This is a genomic window from Pseudomonas sp. NFACC16-2 (assembly GCF_900119205.1).
Classification (GTDB): domain Bacteria; phylum Pseudomonadota; class Gammaproteobacteria; order Pseudomonadales; family Pseudomonadaceae; genus Aquipseudomonas; species Aquipseudomonas fluorescens_Q.
Window position 1 is genome coordinate 154,976 of record NZ_FPIX01000002.1, and the last position, 14,405, is coordinate 169,380.

14 protein-coding genes are annotated in these 14,405 nt (G+C 60.2%); 9 read left to right on the plus strand and 5 right to left on the minus strand.

All coding sequences use genetic code 11. The features are described 5' to 3' along the window. The first annotated feature begins 132 nt into the window (after nucleotides 1–132). On the plus strand, nucleotides 133–510 hold the full coding sequence (locus BT116_RS03775) for an NUDIX hydrolase (RefSeq protein ID WP_063323172.1): 378 nt from the start codon (nucleotides 133–135) through the stop codon (nucleotides 508–510). Between the two features lie 72 nt (nucleotides 511–582). On the opposite strand, the gene BT116_RS03780 is transcribed toward BT116_RS03775, so the two are convergent. After that, nucleotides 583–771 (minus strand): hypothetical protein, encoded by a 189-nt coding sequence (locus BT116_RS03780; protein WP_057448273.1) that lies wholly within the window; start codon nucleotides 769–771, stop codon nucleotides 583–585. 68 nt (nucleotides 772–839) lie between these two features. Then, nucleotides 840–1,427, minus strand: coding sequence for an LOG family protein (locus BT116_RS03785; protein WP_072340165.1), 588 nt, complete (start codon nucleotides 1,425–1,427; stop codon nucleotides 840–842). 343 nt (nucleotides 1,428–1,770) lie between these two features. Between BT116_RS03785 and azu the strand changes: the two genes are divergently transcribed. Continuing rightward, nucleotides 1,771–2,217: an azurin gene (gene azu / locus BT116_RS03790; RefSeq protein WP_072340167.1), complete on the plus strand. Its 447-nt coding sequence runs from the start codon at nucleotides 1,771–1,773 to the stop codon at nucleotides 2,215–2,217. Nucleotides 2,218–2,434: 217 nt separating this feature from the next. Here azu and nadE read toward each other — a convergent pair whose 3' ends face one another. From nadE to BT116_RS03805, 3 genes are all read right to left on the minus strand, one after another. After that, entirely contained in the window at nucleotides 2,435–3,262 is an 828-nt protein-coding gene (gene nadE / locus BT116_RS03795; protein WP_072340169.1) for an ammonia-dependent NAD(+) synthetase, read from the minus strand. A gap of 4 nt (nucleotides 3,263–3,266) precedes the next feature. Then, a complete protein-coding gene (pncB, locus tag BT116_RS03800) occupies nucleotides 3,267–4,493 on the minus strand; it encodes a nicotinate phosphoribosyltransferase (RefSeq protein WP_058546544.1) in 1,227 nt (408 codons plus the stop codon). Between the two features lie 251 nt (nucleotides 4,494–4,744). Further along, entirely contained in the window at nucleotides 4,745–5,653 is a 909-nt protein-coding gene (locus BT116_RS03805) for a LysR family transcriptional regulator (protein WP_063323167.1), read from the minus strand. A gap of 177 nt (nucleotides 5,654–5,830) precedes the next feature. On the opposite strand from BT116_RS03805, the gene BT116_RS03810 reads away from it, so the two are divergent. The 7 genes from BT116_RS03810 to BT116_RS03840 all read left to right on the plus strand — a co-directional run bounded on the left by BT116_RS03810 (nucleotide 5,831) and on the right by BT116_RS03840 (nucleotide 14,148). After that, on the plus strand, nucleotides 5,831–7,321 hold the full coding sequence (locus BT116_RS03810) for an L-piperidine-6-carboxylate dehydrogenase (protein ID WP_072340171.1): 1,491 nt from the start codon (nucleotides 5,831–5,833) through the stop codon (nucleotides 7,319–7,321). A gap of 92 nt (nucleotides 7,322–7,413) precedes the next feature. Beyond that, nucleotides 7,414–8,697: an L-pipecolate oxidase gene (locus BT116_RS03815; protein WP_072340173.1), complete on the plus strand. Its 1,284-nt coding sequence runs from the start codon at nucleotides 7,414–7,416 to the stop codon at nucleotides 8,695–8,697. A gap of 370 nt (nucleotides 8,698–9,067) precedes the next feature. After that, complete coding sequence (locus BT116_RS03820; protein WP_072340175.1) at nucleotides 9,068–10,204, plus strand: branched-chain amino acid ABC transporter substrate-binding protein; 1,137 nt, start codon at nucleotides 9,068–9,070, stop codon at nucleotides 10,202–10,204. Nucleotides 10,205–10,368: 164 nt separating this feature from the next. Next, nucleotides 10,369–11,283, plus strand: a complete 915-nt coding sequence (locus BT116_RS03825) for an ABC transporter permease subunit (protein ID WP_072340177.1) — start codon at nucleotides 10,369–10,371, stop codon at nucleotides 11,281–11,283. Between the two features lie 2 nt (nucleotides 11,284–11,285). After that, nucleotides 11,286–12,566 carry a high-affinity branched-chain amino acid ABC transporter permease LivM gene (gene livM, locus BT116_RS03830; RefSeq protein ID WP_072340179.1) on the plus strand — a complete coding sequence of 427 codons (1,281 nt, stop codon included), beginning with the start codon at nucleotides 11,286–11,288 and terminating at the stop codon, nucleotides 12,564–12,566. Continuing rightward, nucleotides 12,563–13,435, plus strand: a complete 873-nt coding sequence (locus tag BT116_RS03835) for an ABC transporter ATP-binding protein (protein WP_072340181.1) — start codon at nucleotides 12,563–12,565, stop codon at nucleotides 13,433–13,435. Before livM ends, BT116_RS03835 begins: the two co-directional genes overlap by 4 nt. Further along, a complete protein-coding gene (locus BT116_RS03840) occupies nucleotides 13,432–14,148 on the plus strand; it encodes an ABC transporter ATP-binding protein (protein ID WP_053117959.1) in 717 nt (238 codons plus the stop codon). The genes BT116_RS03835 and BT116_RS03840 overlap by 4 nt, the downstream gene beginning before the upstream one ends. Nucleotides 14,149–14,405: the final 257 nt, after the last annotated feature.

Consider the following 14,405-nt stretch of genomic DNA (forward strand, 5'->3'; position numbering starts at 1 on the left):
CGGTGAAATACTGGTGGCGAGGGAGCTTGCTCCCGCTTGGGTGCGAAGCGCCCATAAAAATGGGGTCGCCGCGCGACCCAGCGGGAGCAAGCTCCCTCGCCACAGATAAATCATTAACTGCGAGGCCTCTCCATGTTCCCGGTTTCCATCAAAGGCGTGCTGCAATCCCCCGAAGGCCTGGTCGTGCTGATGCTCAACGAACGGGATGAATGGGAATTGCCTGGCGGGCGGATCGAGCTGGGCGAAACGGCGCCGCAATGCCTGGCGCGGGAAATTACCGAGGAGCTGGCGATCGAGGTGAGCGTGGGGGAGCCACTGGATTCGTACTTGTTCGAGGTGATTCCTGGCAAGCACGTCTTCATCTCCACCTACCGCTGCCAGTTGCTGGGCGGTTTCGTGCCGACGATCAGTCATGAACACAAGGAAATTGGGCTGTTCGAGCCGGGGCGGCTGCCGGCGAACCTGCCAACGGGTTATCGCGAGTCGATTATCAAGGCATTGGGCTTGTGAGGACCGGCAGCTAGGCTGCCGGCCCTGGACACAAACCGTGGGGCCGGATTACATCATCGGGCCCGGAGGGGCTCAGGCGTCGGGCGCCTGATCTTTCGGTGCATCAACATCATCTTCTGCCGCCACTTCGCCTTCGGTATCCGGGGTCAGTGCGGCTTCTTCTTCAGCTGTGGCTTTCTTGCGCTGCAGCTTTTCCTCTTTCTTCTGCTCCTTGGCCAAGTCTCTTTGACGTTTGGCGAAGGAATAATTGGGTTTGGCCATGGGCGATCCTCTGGGGTCGAAGGTGAGGTTGAGCGGCGCATATTCTGCCCTGTATCGGGGCCGAGCCGTTAGCTGGGTTTTTGTTCGGCCCACTTTGGCTGCACTGACGGTTGCCATTCGTCCAGCGCATCGAGCAGGCTCTGCGCTGATTCGCTCACTTGCAGCATGTCACGATGGGGCGCGCGGACGAAGCCTTCACCGACGATATGATCGAGAAAGCCGATGAGCTTGCTGTAGAAACCGTTCACTTCCAGCAGCCCCAGCGGTTTGCCGTGGTAGCCCAGTTGGCCCCAGGTCCAGACTTCGAACAACTCCTCCAACGTGCCGAGGCCGCCGGGCAGGGCGATGAAGGCATCGCTGAGTTCGGCCATGCGTGCCTTGCGGGCGTGCATGCCGTCCACCACTTCCAGGCGAGTCAGGCCGCTGTGGCCGATTTCCTTGTCCTTGAGGCTTTGCGGGATGATGCCGATGACCTCGCCGCCGGCCGCCAGGGCCGCGTCGGCGACGATCCCCATCAGGCCGACGGCACCGCCGCCGTAGACCAGGGTCAATTTTCGTTCCGCCAATGCCCGGCCCAGGGCCTGCGCCGCTTCACGATACGCTGGATCGGTGCCGGTGCTGGCGCCGCAAAATACACAAACAGACGCGATGGACATGCTTTACTCCATGATCAGTAACCGACCCAGAGTAAAGCCTGGCCTTGGTGGCGCAAAGCGATTAAACCTCGCGCTGGGGTTTTTCGTAGGTGCCACTGGCGCCGCAGGCGTAGGCGGCGAGCAAGCTGCATAACAGGCTGTTGACGTTCATGATGGGCGCTCCCAAGAGGTGGTGAGGCTGATCATAAAGTGGTGGTCATCCCTCTGGCTGGTTGATTGTGTCCATCAGGCTGATAGCCTTAAGTTGTATACAATCTTTGATTCAGGTCATAGGAACTTGTCTGAAATTCAGGCAGTCTTCCCCTTTGACGGATTTTTGTTAACCATGCCTTGGAGATTCACGATGTTTGCCAAACTTGTTGCAGTATCCCTGTTGACGCTGGCCAGCAGCCAACTGATGGCAGCGGAGTGCAAGACCACCATCGACTCGACCGACCAGATGTCCTTCAACACCAAGGCCATCGAGATCGACAAGAGCTGCAAGACATTCACCGTTGAGCTGACGCATTCGGGCAACTTGCCGAAAAACGTCATGGGCCATAACTGGGTGCTGAGCAAAGAGGCTGACATGCAGCCGATCGCCACGGCTGGTTTGGCAGCAGGCATCGACAAGAACTACCTGCCGGAAGGTGATGCACGCATCATCGCCCACACCAAGGTCATTGGCGCCGGGGAAAAAGACTCGGTGACCTTCGACGTGTCTAAACTGGCTGCCGGCGAGGCATACGGTTTCTTCTGCTCGTTCCCGGGCCACATCTCGATGATGAAAGGCACCGTTACCCTGAAATAATCACTTCAGGCATAAAAAAGCGTCCATGCAGGGTAATGCTGTTCACTTAAGGCAATCGATACATCCGTGGCGAGGGAGCAAGCTCCCTCGCCACAGGTCCATCATTGTTCTTAAATGAACAGCGTTACCCATGCGGGGCGCTTTTTTTTATGCCAGGCAACCCCCCCCTGTGGGAGCGAGCTTGCTCGCGATGGCGGCAGAGTAGGCGCCTCTGTAGTCATGGGGCGTAAGGCATCAGCCGCTTGTGCTCAGTCTTGCGATAGGTCTCGCAAATGATCCTGAATGCTTCGTCCCGTACCGGCTTGCCGTGCAGGAACGCATCGATCTCGGCGTAGGTCACGCCATGGGAGGCTTCGTCCGGCTTGCCTGGGGACAGGTCCTCAAGGTCGGCGGTGGGGATTTTTTCCACCAGTGACTCCGGCGCGCCAAAGTCACGGGCGATGGCCCGGACCTGGTTTTTCACCAAACCACTCAACGGCGCCAAGTCGCAGGCGCCATCACCGAACTTGGTGAAGAAACCCATCACCGCTTCGGCGGCATGGTCGGTGCCGATCACCAGGCCGTGCTCGGTACCCGCGATGGTGTATTGCGCCACCATGCGCATCCGCGCCTTGGTATTGCCCAGCACGAAATCCCGCGAGACCGCTGCCTTGCCTTCGAACGCCGCGACTTGATCGGCCAAGGCCTTGACCGCCGGACCGATGTTGACGGTATGGCGCTCGTCCGGGTCGATGAAGTCCACACAGGCTTGGGCTTCATGCTCGTCGAACTGGGTTTCGTACGGCAGGCGCACGGCGATGAACTTGTAGGCGGTGTTACCGGTTTTCTCTCGCAGTTCGCGCATGGCACGTTGGGCCAGCAGCCCAGCGGTCAACGAGTCAACGCCACCGCTGATACCCAGCACGAGGGACTTGAGCCCGGAATTGACCAGGCAATCCTGAATGAAGCTTACTCGCCGGGCGATTTCGGCCTTGAGGGCGGCGTCATCGGCGAACGGTGGCTGGACCTTGAGCTGTTCAGCAATCTCACGCTGTACGGCTTGCATGAATTCACTCCTTGCTTGATGTGTCAGAAAGGGCGGCAGGTACTTGGAAAACATGTCGCATGTAGGCGACGAAATTCGGGTCTTTGCAGTGGGTCTTGCCGGGCTCGTCTGAAATCTTGGCCACGGGTTGCCCGTCACAGCTGATCATTTTAAGCACGATGCTCATCGGCTCTACACCTGGAATGTCACACGTCAGGTTGGTGCCAATACCGAAGCTGACATTAATGCGACCACGCAATGCTCGAAAAATCTCCAGGCATTTGGGCAATGTCAGGCTATCGGAGAACACCAGGGTCTTGCTCATCGGGTCGATGCCGAGCTTGTGGTAGTGGGCGATGGCTTTTTCGGCCCAGATCACCGGGTCGCCGGAGTCATGGCGCAAACCGTCGAACAGCTTGGCGAAGAACAGATCGAAATCCTTGAGGAAGGCGTCCATGGTGATGCAGTCGGTGAGGGCGATCCCCAGCAGGCCCCGGTACTCGCGCACCCAGCAATCGAGGGCGGCGATCTGGCTGTCGATCAGCCGCGGGCCCAATTGCTGGTGGGCCATGATCCATTCGTGGGCCATGGTGCCCAGGGGTTTCATGTCCAGCTCCCGGGACAGGTGCACGTTACTGGTGCCGACGAAACGCCCGGGGAAGTCATGCTTGAGCACGTTGACCACTTCTTCCTGGACACGGAAGGAAAAACGACGACGGGTGCCGAAGTCCGCGACTTGCAGTTCGGACAGTTCTTCGGCGCTGGCGTTGGCGCTCAGCCAGTCGAACTTGCGATAAAGCTGTTCCCGCGCCTGTTCCAGGACGACTTCACGATAGCGATAACGATTGCGCACCTCGCTGACGATGGCCAGTAGCGGCACTTCGAACAGAATGACGTGCAGCCACGGCCCGCGCAGGCGAATGAACAGCTCGCCGTTTTCGATACCGGTGTGCACGTAGCGCAGGTTGAAGCGAAACAGGCCCAGGAAACGCAGGAAGTCCGGCTTCAGAAAACTGATGCGCTCCAGGAAACCCAACTGGTCGGCGCTCAGGCTCAACTCGGCCAGGCGCTCGATCTGAAAGCGGATCTCCGCCAGGTACGGGCGCAGGTCTTCGCTGTTGCGGCAGCGAAATTCCCATTCGACTTCGACGTTGGGGTAGTTGTGCAACACCGCCTGCATCATCGTCAGTTTGTAGAAGTCGGTGTCGAGCAGGTTCTGCACGATACGATCGGCAAACACACTCTCGCTCATAACGGGAATCTCCAGGCAGGCCGCTGCGGCGGGCAGCGGGGTGCAGCGGTTTGGGATGAGGGGGTTAGTGGCGCATAACCTGGGTGGGTATTGCCAGTGATTTTTGGTCACCGATTCTTCTGTGGCAAAGGTATCTCTGCTGTGGCGAGGGGATTTATCCCCGCTGGGCGCATAGCGCCCCATCAATTGTCGGGCCTGCTGCGCAGTCCAGCGGGGATAAATCCCCTCACCACAAGGGGGAAAGCCAATGGCTACTGCGGCGTACCCGGGCTCTCGATCTGCTCCAGCATCCACTCCACAAAAAACCGCACCTTGGGCACTTCCGCCGAATGTTCCGGATAGGCCAGGTAATAGGCGTTGGTGCTGGGCATCGCGTGTTGCCAGGGGATGACCAGTTTACCGTCGGCCAGTTCTTCTTCCACCAGAAACCGCGGCAACAGGGCGACGCCGCAGCCGACCTGGGCGGCGCGGATGCACATATAGAAAGTTTCGAAACGCGGCCCGTGATAGCTATGTTCGGTGTGGTAGCCCTGGTGGTCGAACCAGTCGTGCCAGGCCTGGGGCCGCGAGGCGTTTTGCAGCAGCACCAGCTCGGCCAGTTGGGTCGGGTCGGTGAAGGGCTGGTCAGGCAGGCTGCCGGGCGCGCAGACGGGCACCAGTTCTTCGCCAAACAGCTTCAGGGATTCGGTGCCGGGGCGCGAGCCTTGGCCGAAATAGAACGCCAGGTCGCTGCGCCCTTGCAGCAAGTCGTCGGCCTCCTGCTCGCTGCACAGGTCCAGGTGAATCTTCGGATGGCGCAATCGCCAGCCCTTCAAGCGTGGGACCAACCAGCGAGCGCCGAAGGTCGGAGGCGTGGAAACGCGCAGAACTTCGGTGTCGCCGCCATAGGAGCGCAGGTAATGGGTAGACATCTCCACCTGCGTGAGGATCTTTCGCACTTCCCCCAGGTACAAATCACCGGCAGGCGTCAGCTGCAAGCGTCGGCGCACGCGTCGGAACAGCAAGTGCTGCAGCAGCTCCTCCAATTGCGCGACCTGTTTGCTGACGGCGCTCTGGGTCAGATTCAGCTCTTCGGCGGCACGGGTGAAGCTCAAGTGGCGGGTCACCGCTTCGAAGCATTGCAGCGCCGTGATCGACGGCAAATAGCGTTTATTGAGCATATGAGGCCTTATTTCTTGTCGCTCTGCTTATCCGGTCATGGCCAGCATGAATAAACGGAATGATATCTCGCTTAAAGGTCGTTTGTTGGCAAGACTCAGGCCCGCTACAACTACAGGTCTGATCAGTCGCATTCGTCCGGCTGCCAATCCTTTGTTTTTCGTGTGAGGAAATTTTCCATGGTTGCTGCATTGCTTGATCGCTTGGGCGTCGACTCGGCCTTGTACCAGAACGGCACACAACCGGTGCATTCGCCCATTGATGGCCGCCGTATCGGCGCCGTGAACTGGGAAGGCGCGGCTGAAGTCGAGCAGCAGGTCAGCCGTGCCGAACACGCCTTCGACCTGTGGCGCCAGGTGCCGGCCCCGCGTCGCGGCGAGCTGGTGCGTCAATTTGGCGACCTGTTGCGTGAATACAAGGCCGACCTTGGCGAGCTGGTGTCGTGGGAAGCCGGCAAAATCACCCAGGAAGGCCTGGGTGAAGTGCAAGAGATGATCGACATCTGCGACTTCGCCGTCGGCCTGTCCCGCCAGCTGTACGGCCTGACCATCGCCTCCGAGCGTCCGGGCCACCACATGCGTGAATCCTGGCATCCGTTGGGCGTGGTCGGGGTGATCAGTGCCTTCAATTTCCCGGTGGCGGTCTGGGCCTGGAATACCACGCTGGCCCTGGTGTGCGGCAACGCGGTGATCTGGAAGCCGTCGGAAAAGACCCCGCTCACCGCCCTGGCGTGCCAGGCGCTGTTCGAGCGCGTGTTGAAGAACTTCAGCGACGCCCCCCCCTACCTGAGCCAGGTGATCATTGGCGGTCGTGATGCCGGTGAAGCGCTGGTGGATGACCCGCGTGTGGCATTGATCAGCGCCACCGGCAGCACCCGCATGGGCCGTGAAGTGGCACCGAAAGTTGCCGCGCGTTTCGCCCGCAGCATACTGGAGCTGGGCGGCAACAACGCCATGATCCTGGCACCGAGCGCCGACCTGGACATGGCCGTACGCGCCATCCTGTTCAGCGCCGTCGGCACCGCCGGCCAGCGTTGCACCACCCTGCGTCGGCTGATCGCCCATGAGTCGGTGAAGGAAGAAATCGTCACCCGCCTCAAGGCTGCCTATTCGAAAGTGCGCATCGGCCATCCGCTGGAAGGCAACCTGGTCGGGCCACTGATCGACAAGCACAGCTTTGACAACATGCAGGACGCCTTGGAGCAGGCCCTGAGCGAAGGCGGGCGCGTGTTTGGGGGCAAGCGCCAACTCGAAGACCAGTTCCCGAATGCCTATTACGTCTCGCCGGCCATCGTCGAGATGCCGGAGCAGAGCGATGTGGTGCGCCACGAGACCTTCGCGCCGATTCTATACGTGGTCGGCTACAAGGACTTTGCCGAGGCCTTGCACCTGAACAACGCCGTGCCCCAGGGCCTGTCGTCCTGCATCTTCACCACCGACGTGCGTGAAGCCGAGCAGTTCATGTCGGCAGTGGGCAGCGACTGCGGCATCGCCAACGTCAACATTGGCCCGAGTGGGGCCGAGATCGGCGGCGCGTTCGGTGGCGAGAAAGAAACCGGCGGCGGTCGCGAATCCGGCTCCGATGCCTGGCGCGGCTACATGCGCCGCCAGACCAACACCGTGAACTACTCGCTGGAGTTGCCGTTGGCGCAGGGAATTACCTTTGATTAAGCAGCTTCAAGCCGCAAGCTCCAAGCTGCAAGCGACCCCTGCTTGCAGCTTGAGGCTTGAAGCTCGCAGCTGCTCCTGACCAGGAGCTGGCAATGCCGTTACGCGAAGAATGTCTGTGGGAAAAATTGACGCCGCAAAGGCCAGAAAACAGCGGACTCACCGGTGAAGTCACGGCCGACGTCTGCGTGATCGGCGCGGGTTTTACCGGGTTATCGGCGGCGGTGCATTTGCTCGAACAAGGCAAACGCGTGGTTGTGCTGGAAGCTCATCGGGCCGGGCACGGCGGATCGGGGCGTAACGTCGGGTTGGTCAACGCCGGCCTATGGATCCCGCCGGATGACATCGAGGCCGGGTTCGGCGAGGCGGTGGGCAGCCAGCTCAACCGCATGCTGGGAGCCGCACCGGCCCTGGTGTTCAGCCTCATCGATAAATACGATATCGATTGCCAACTGCGCCGCGAAGGCACCTTGCACATGGCCCATAACGCCCGGGGCGAGGCCGACCTGCGCAGTCGTGAAGAGCAATGGAAGCGCCGCGGTGCCCCGGTGGAATTGCTCACCGGCCAGGCCTGTGTCGATGCCACCGGCACGTCGAAAATCGCCGCGGCGCTGCTCGACCGTCGCGCCGGCACACTCAACCCGATGGCCTACGCCAGTGGGTTGGCCAAGGCCGCCACGGACCTTGGCGGTCAGTTGTTCGACCACTCGCCGGTGACGCACCTGGAACGCCAAGGCCAGCGCTGGTCGGTGCAGACTGCCCAGGGGGCGGTGCTGGCCGAGCAGGTGGTAATCGCCTCCAACGCCTACACCGAGGGCGACTGGACCGAACTGCGGCGCAGTTTCTTTCCCGGTTATTACTATCAGGTCGCCTCGGCCCCGCTGACCGACGAGGCCGCCCGACGCATCCTGCCGGGCGGGCAGGGCTCTTGGGATACCCGCCAGGTGTTGAGCAGCATCCGCCGGGACAAGGACGGCCGTTTACTGCTGGGCAGCCTGGGCAACGGCAACCGCAAGCCGACCTGGTTCCTCAAGGCTTGGGCCGACCGGGTGCAGCAGCACTATTTTCCTTACCTCAAGTCGGTGGAGTGGGAGTGCACCTGGACCGGTTGCATTGCTTTTACCCCCGATCACTTGATGCGCCTGTTCGAACCGGCTCCCGGGCTGGTGGCCGTTACCGGCTACAACGGTCGGGGCGTGACCACCGGCACGGTGGTCGGCAAGGCGTTCGCCGATTACCTGTGTCACGGTAATGCCCAGGCCCTGCCGATCCCGTTCGCCCCCATGCAGCCATTGGCCGGGGTGGGGGTGCGCAGTTGCCTGTATGAGGCGGGCTTTTCGCTGTATCACGCGGGCCAGTGCCTGCGGATCGTCATTTGAGTGTTGAAAATTGTTGCTGGAACCCGCGTTTTCCGGCGTAGCGTCTAGCCTGTTATGGTGCGGGTTGTAGCAATCGCGCACCGACAGTGTGCAGTTCGGTGACGTGGGTTGTTACACAGCGGTTGCACGCTGTTTCGTGCGATGGTTGCAATGATGGCTCATAGAGGGTTTCACTCATTTGAATAAAAGGTTGCACCTCGTGCGGTTTAGACGGTTGCACGCCCTATGAAAAAGGGCTCGAAACAGTCGAAATAACAATAAAGCAGCGACTTTTTTCAGAATAAAAAACCGATGGCACGGCCCTTGCTCTGAGCTTTTCAGTGAAATGAAGTCGCAGTGCCAACTAAAAAAAACCTTGGAGCACCACCTCATGTCCCAGACGTTTTACAAGAAAGGTTTCCTGGCCCTCGCAGTGGCAGCTGCGCTGGGTGTTTCTGCGTTTGCTCAAGCTGATGTGAAATTTGGTGTGGCGGGGCCGATGACCGGCGCCAACGCTGCATTTGGCGAGCAGTACATGAAAGGTGCCCAGGCGGCAGCCGACGTCATCAACAAGGCCGGTGGCGTCAACGGCGAGAAAATTGTCCTGGTGGCCGGCGACGACGCCTGCGAACCCAAGCAGGCCGTGGCCGTGGCCAACCGCCTGGTGGAGCAGGACAAGGTGATCGGCGTGGTCGGGCACTTCTGCTCGTCCAATACCATCCCGGCCTCCGAGGTCTATGACGAAGCTGGCATCATTGCCATCACCCCCGGATCGACCAACCCGAAAGTCACCGAGCGTGGCCTGAGCGCGATGTTCCGCATGTGCGGTCGTGACGACCAGCAGGGCATCGTGGCGGGCGACTACATCGTCGACGTGCTCAAGGGCAAGAAAGTCGCGGTACTGCACGACAAGGACACCTACGGCCAGGGCCTGGCGGATGCAACCATGGCCCAGTTGACCAAGCGTGGCGTCAAGCCGGTGCTGTACGAGGGGCTGACCCGCGGCGAAAAAGACTTCAGCGCCGTGGTGACCAAGATCCGTTCGACGGGCGCCGACGTGGTCTATTTCGGTGGCCTGCACCCGGAAGCCGGCCCGCTGGTTCGCCAGTTGCGTGAGCAAGGCCTCAAGGACGTGAAATTCATGTCTGACGACGGCATCGTCACCGACGAACTGGTCACCACCGCCGGTGGTGCGCAGTATGTCGACGGCGTGTACATGACCTTCGGCGCCGACCCGCGCCTGCTGCCAGACAGCAAGGCCGTGGTTGACGAGTTCCGCAAGAACGGCACCGAGCCGGAAGGCTACACCCTGTACGCCTACGCTTCGGTCCAGGCCCTGGCCGCCGCCTTCAATGGCGCCAAGTCCAACAAAGGCGAGGACGCGGCCAAGTGGCTCAAGGCCAACCCCGTCCAGACCGTGATGGGCAAGAAGGAATGGGATACCAAGGGCGACTTGAAAGTCTCCGACTACGTGGTCTATCAGTGGGACAAGGAAGGCAAATACCACCAGCTGGAAAAACAGAAGTAAGGGCTGACGCGACCGTCAACGCCTCCTTTGGGGGCCGGGCAAACCCCGGTTTCCAAAGGGCGCGTGCAGGTCGTGCCTGACATTGCTCCGACGTTAATCTGTATTTTCCTTAGAAGAACCGCGCACCCGAAGGTGTGCAGGTTCTCACTGCGTGAGATTGCGTTATGGATGGTATTTTCCTGCAGCAACTGATCAATGGCCTGACCCTAGGGTCGGTCTATGGTCTGATCGCCATCGGCTACACAATGGTCTACGGCATCATCGGCATGATCAACTTCGCCCACGGCGAGGTTTACATGATTTCCGCCTACCTCGCGGCAATCAGTCTGGCTCTGCTGGCTTACTTCGGTATCGAATCCTTCCCGCTGATGATCCTTGGCACTCTCGTATTCACGGTGGTAGTCACCGGGGTATACGGCTGGGTCATCGAACGCGTCGCCTACAAGCCTTTGCGCAACTCGACCCGGCTGGCACCGCTGATCAGTGCCATCGGCATCTCGCTGATCCTGCAGAACTACGCGCAGATCAGCCAGGGCGCCCGTCAACAAGGCGTACCCACGCTGCTCGAAGGCGCCATGCGCGTCGAGATCGGCAGTGGTTTCGTGCAATTGACCTATACCAAGATCTTCATCCTGGTGGCGGCGTTCGCCGGGATGGCCGTGCTCACCTACATCATCAAGTACACCAAGCTGGGACGCATGTGTCGCGCCACCCAGCAAGACCGCAAGATGGCCTCGATCCTGGGGATCAACACCGACCGGGTGATTTCCTACGTGTTCATCATCGGTGCGGCCATGGCGGCCCTGGCCGGCGTGCTGATCACCATGAACTACGGCACATTCGACTTCTATGCCGGCTTCATCATCGGCATCAAGGCGTTCACCGCGGCGGTACTCGGCGGCATTGGCTCCCTGCCTGGGGCCATGCTCGGCGGGATCATCCTCGGGATCTCCGAGTCGCTGTTCTCCGGTCTGATCAACTCTGACTACAAAGACGTGTTCAGTTTCTCGCTGCTGGTGCTGATTCTGATTTTCCGTCCCCAAGGCCTGTTGGGTCGCCCACTCGTGGCGAAGGTATAAGTATGTCTGCTGCCAATAAACCGCTTGATATCAAACAGAGCGTCATCGACGCGATCCTGGCCGGCCTGATCTCGCTGATCGTGTTCGGGCCGATCGTCGGCGTGGTGCTCGACGGCTACAGCTTCAACCTGCAACCGGCCCGCGTCGGCTGGCTGGTGGCGATCGTGATGATCGGGCGATTTGCCTTGAGCCTGTTCCTGCAAACCCCCAAGGGACTGAAGATTCTCCAGGGTTTCGAGAGCACCGGCTCCGGTGTGCATGTGCTGCCACCGGACTACAAGTCGCGCCTGCGCTGGATCATCCCGGCGTTGATCGTGATTGCCATCGTATTTCCGTTCTTCGCCAACAAATACGTGCTCACGGTGGTCATCCTCGGGCTGATCTATGTGCTGTTGGGCCTGGGCCTGAACATCGTGGTCGGCCTGGCGGGTCTGCTCGACCTGGGTTACGTGGCGTTCTACGCCATCGGTGCCTATGGCCTGGCGTTGGGCTACCAATACCTGGGGCTGGGTTTCTGGACGGTGCTGCCGCTGGCGGCCATCGCGGCGGCGATGGCGGGGTGCATATTGGGTTTCCCGGTGTTGCGAATGCACGGTGACTACCTGGCCATCGTGACCCTGGGCTTTGGCGAGATCATTCGCCTGATACTCAACAACTGGCTGTCGTTCACCGGTGGGCCAAATGGCATGCCGGTTCCTTCACCGACTTTCCTGGGCCTGGAATTCGGCAGGCGGGCGAAAGATGGCGGGGTGCCGTTCCATGAGTTCTTCGGTATCGATTACAACCCGAACCTGAAATTCCTGTTCATCTACATCGTGCTGTTCATCGTTGTGCTGCTGGTGCTCTATATCAAGCATCGCCTGACCCGCATGCCAGTCGGGCGTGCCTGGGAAGCCTTGCGCGAGGATGAAATCGCCTGTCGCTCCATGGGCCTGAACCATGTGCTGGTCAAGCTCTCGGCCTTCACCATTGGCGCCTCCACGGCTGGCCTGGCCGGTGTGTTCTTCGCCAGCTACCAGGGCTTCGTCAACCCGGCGTCGTTCACTTTCTTCGAGTCGGCGCTGATTCTGGCAATCGTGGTGTTGGGCGGCATGGGCTCGACGGTGGGCGTGGTGATCGCCGCATTCGTACTGACCATTACACCGGAATTGCTGCGCAGCTTTACTGAATACCGGGTGCTGATGTTCGGCGTGCTGATGGTGTTGATGATGATCTGGCGTCCTCGTGGGCTGATTCGGATCAGCCGTACCGGTGTGGCACCGCGTAAAGGAGTAGCGCCATGAGCGACGTCGTACTCAGCGTTGAAAACCTGATGATGCAGTTCGGTGGCATCAAGGCCCTCAGCGATGTCAGCCTGCAGGTCAAGCGCAACTCGATCTTCGCCCTGATCGGCCCCAACGGCGCGGGCAAGACCACGGTGTTCAACTGCCTGACCGGTTTCTACAAGGCCTCCGGCGGCAAGATCGAACTCAATGTGCGCGGTGAGCGGACCAACGTGATCAAGCTGTTGGGCGAGCCGTTTCGCCCGACTGATTTCGTGTCGCCGAAAGCCTTCGCCAGCCGGCTGTTCTACAAGATGTTCGGCGGCACGCACCTGGTGAACCGCGCCGGCCTGGCGCGGACGTTCCAGAACATACGCCTGTTCAAGGAAATGTCGGTGCTGGAAAACCTGCTGGTGGCTCAGCACATGTGGGTCAACCGTAACCTGCTGTCGGGGATCCTCAACACCAAGAGCTACCGCAAGGCCGAAAGCGATGCCTTGGACCACGCGTTCTATTGGCTTGAAGTGGTGGACCTGGTGGATTGCGCCAACCGCCTGGCGGGTGAGCTTTCCTACGGTCAGCAACGCCGCCTTGAGATCGCCCGGGCCATGTGCACGCGTCCGCAGATCATTTGCCTCGACGAACCGGCTGCCGGTCTCAACCCCCAGGAAACCGAAGCGCTGAGCGGGATGATCCGGGTGCTGCGCGACGAGCACGATCTGACCGTGGTGCTGATCGAACACGACATGGGCATGGTAATGAGCATTTCCGATCACATCGTGGTGCTGGACCACGGCAACGTGATCGCCGAGGGCGGTCCCGAGGCGATTCGCAACGATCCGAAGGTGATCGCGGCTTACCTGGGTGCCGACGAAGAGGAACTGGTATGAGTGGACCTATCCTCGAACTCAAGGAATTGGACGTGTTCTACGGGCCGATCCAGGCCCTGAAGAAAGTCTCGATGCACATCGGCGAAGGAGAGACCGTGAGCCTGATCGGCTCCAACGGGGCCGGCAAGTCCACGCTTTTGATGTCGATCTTCGGCCAGCCGCGTGCCGCCGGTGGGCAGATTATTTACCAAGGCGTGGACATCACCCACAAGTCGTCCCACTACATCGCGTCCAACGGCATCGCGCAGTCGCCGGAAGGGCGGCGGGTGTTCCCCGACATGACCGTCGAGGAAAACCTGCTGATGGGTACCATTCCTATCGGTGACAAATACGCCAGCGAAGACATGCAACGCATGTTCGAGCTGTTCCCGCGACTCAAGGAGCGGCGCAACCAGCGGGCCATGACCATGTCTGGCGGCGAGCAGCAAATGCTCGCCATCGCCCGGGCATTGATGAGCCGGCCAAAGTTGTTGCTGCTCGATGAGCCGAGCCTGGGGCTGGCACCCATTGTGGTGAAGCAGATCTTCGCCACCCTGCGTGAGCTGGCATCCACGGGGATGACCATCTTCCTGGTGGAGCAGAACGCCAACCACGCCCTCAAGCTGTCGGACCGGGCCTATGTGATGGTCAACGGTGAAATTCGCCTGACCGGCACCGGCAAGGAATTGCTCGCCAACGAAGAGGTGCGTAACGCGTACCTGGGCGGTCATTGAGGCGGTTGTTGCAATGAAAAAACCGGCGAGTGATCGCCGGTTTTTTCATCTCTCCAAACCACCACCCGCCCTTGTTGGAGCGAGCTTGCTCGCGATAGCGGCAGGTCAGCCGACATCGATGTTGATTGAACCAAACCTATCGCGAGCAAGCTCCCACAGGAGGCTTTGTATGTTTTTCACAATTGTGGACAACAATCCTTAACCCTTGCGAAAGCGTGACATAAAGTCGCCGCAAATAGTTGTTTTGCCACGGTTTT

What these genes read in the sequence shown, in the direction of transcription:
- BT116_RS03775 (WP_063323172.1), top strand. Translation starts at nt 133, where the DNA reads ATGTTCCCGGTTTCCATCAAAGGCGTGCTGCAATCCCCCGAAGGCCTG.
- BT116_RS03780 (WP_057448273.1), bottom strand. Translation starts at nt 771, where the DNA reads ATGGCCAAACCCAATTATTCCTTCGCCAAACGTCAAAGAGACTTGGCC.
- BT116_RS03785 (WP_072340165.1), bottom strand. Translation starts at nt 1,427, where the DNA reads ATGTCCATCGCGTCTGTTTGTGTATTTTGCGGCGCCAGCACCGGCACC.
- azu (WP_072340167.1), top strand. Translation starts at nt 1,771, where the DNA reads ATGTTTGCCAAACTTGTTGCAGTATCCCTGTTGACGCTGGCCAGCAGC.
- nadE (WP_072340169.1), bottom strand. Translation starts at nt 3,262, where the DNA reads ATGCAAGCCGTACAGCGTGAGATTGCTGAACAGCTCAAGGTCCAGCCA.
- pncB (WP_058546544.1), bottom strand. Translation starts at nt 4,493, where the DNA reads ATGAGCGAGAGTGTGTTTGCCGATCGTATCGTGCAGAACCTGCTCGAC.
- BT116_RS03805 (WP_063323167.1), bottom strand. Translation starts at nt 5,653, where the DNA reads ATGCTCAATAAACGCTATTTGCCGTCGATCACGGCGCTGCAATGCTTC.
- BT116_RS03810 (WP_072340171.1), top strand. Translation starts at nt 5,831, where the DNA reads ATGGTTGCTGCATTGCTTGATCGCTTGGGCGTCGACTCGGCCTTGTAC.
- BT116_RS03815 (WP_072340173.1), top strand. Translation starts at nt 7,414, where the DNA reads ATGCCGTTACGCGAAGAATGTCTGTGGGAAAAATTGACGCCGCAAAGG.
- BT116_RS03820 (WP_072340175.1), top strand. Translation starts at nt 9,068, where the DNA reads ATGTCCCAGACGTTTTACAAGAAAGGTTTCCTGGCCCTCGCAGTGGCA.
- BT116_RS03825 (WP_072340177.1), top strand. Translation starts at nt 10,369, where the DNA reads ATGGATGGTATTTTCCTGCAGCAACTGATCAATGGCCTGACCCTAGGG.
- livM (WP_072340179.1), top strand. Translation starts at nt 11,286, where the DNA reads ATGTCTGCTGCCAATAAACCGCTTGATATCAAACAGAGCGTCATCGAC.
- BT116_RS03835 (WP_072340181.1), top strand. Translation starts at nt 12,563, where the DNA reads ATGAGCGACGTCGTACTCAGCGTTGAAAACCTGATGATGCAGTTCGGT.
- BT116_RS03840 (WP_053117959.1), top strand. Translation starts at nt 13,432, where the DNA reads ATGAGTGGACCTATCCTCGAACTCAAGGAATTGGACGTGTTCTACGGG.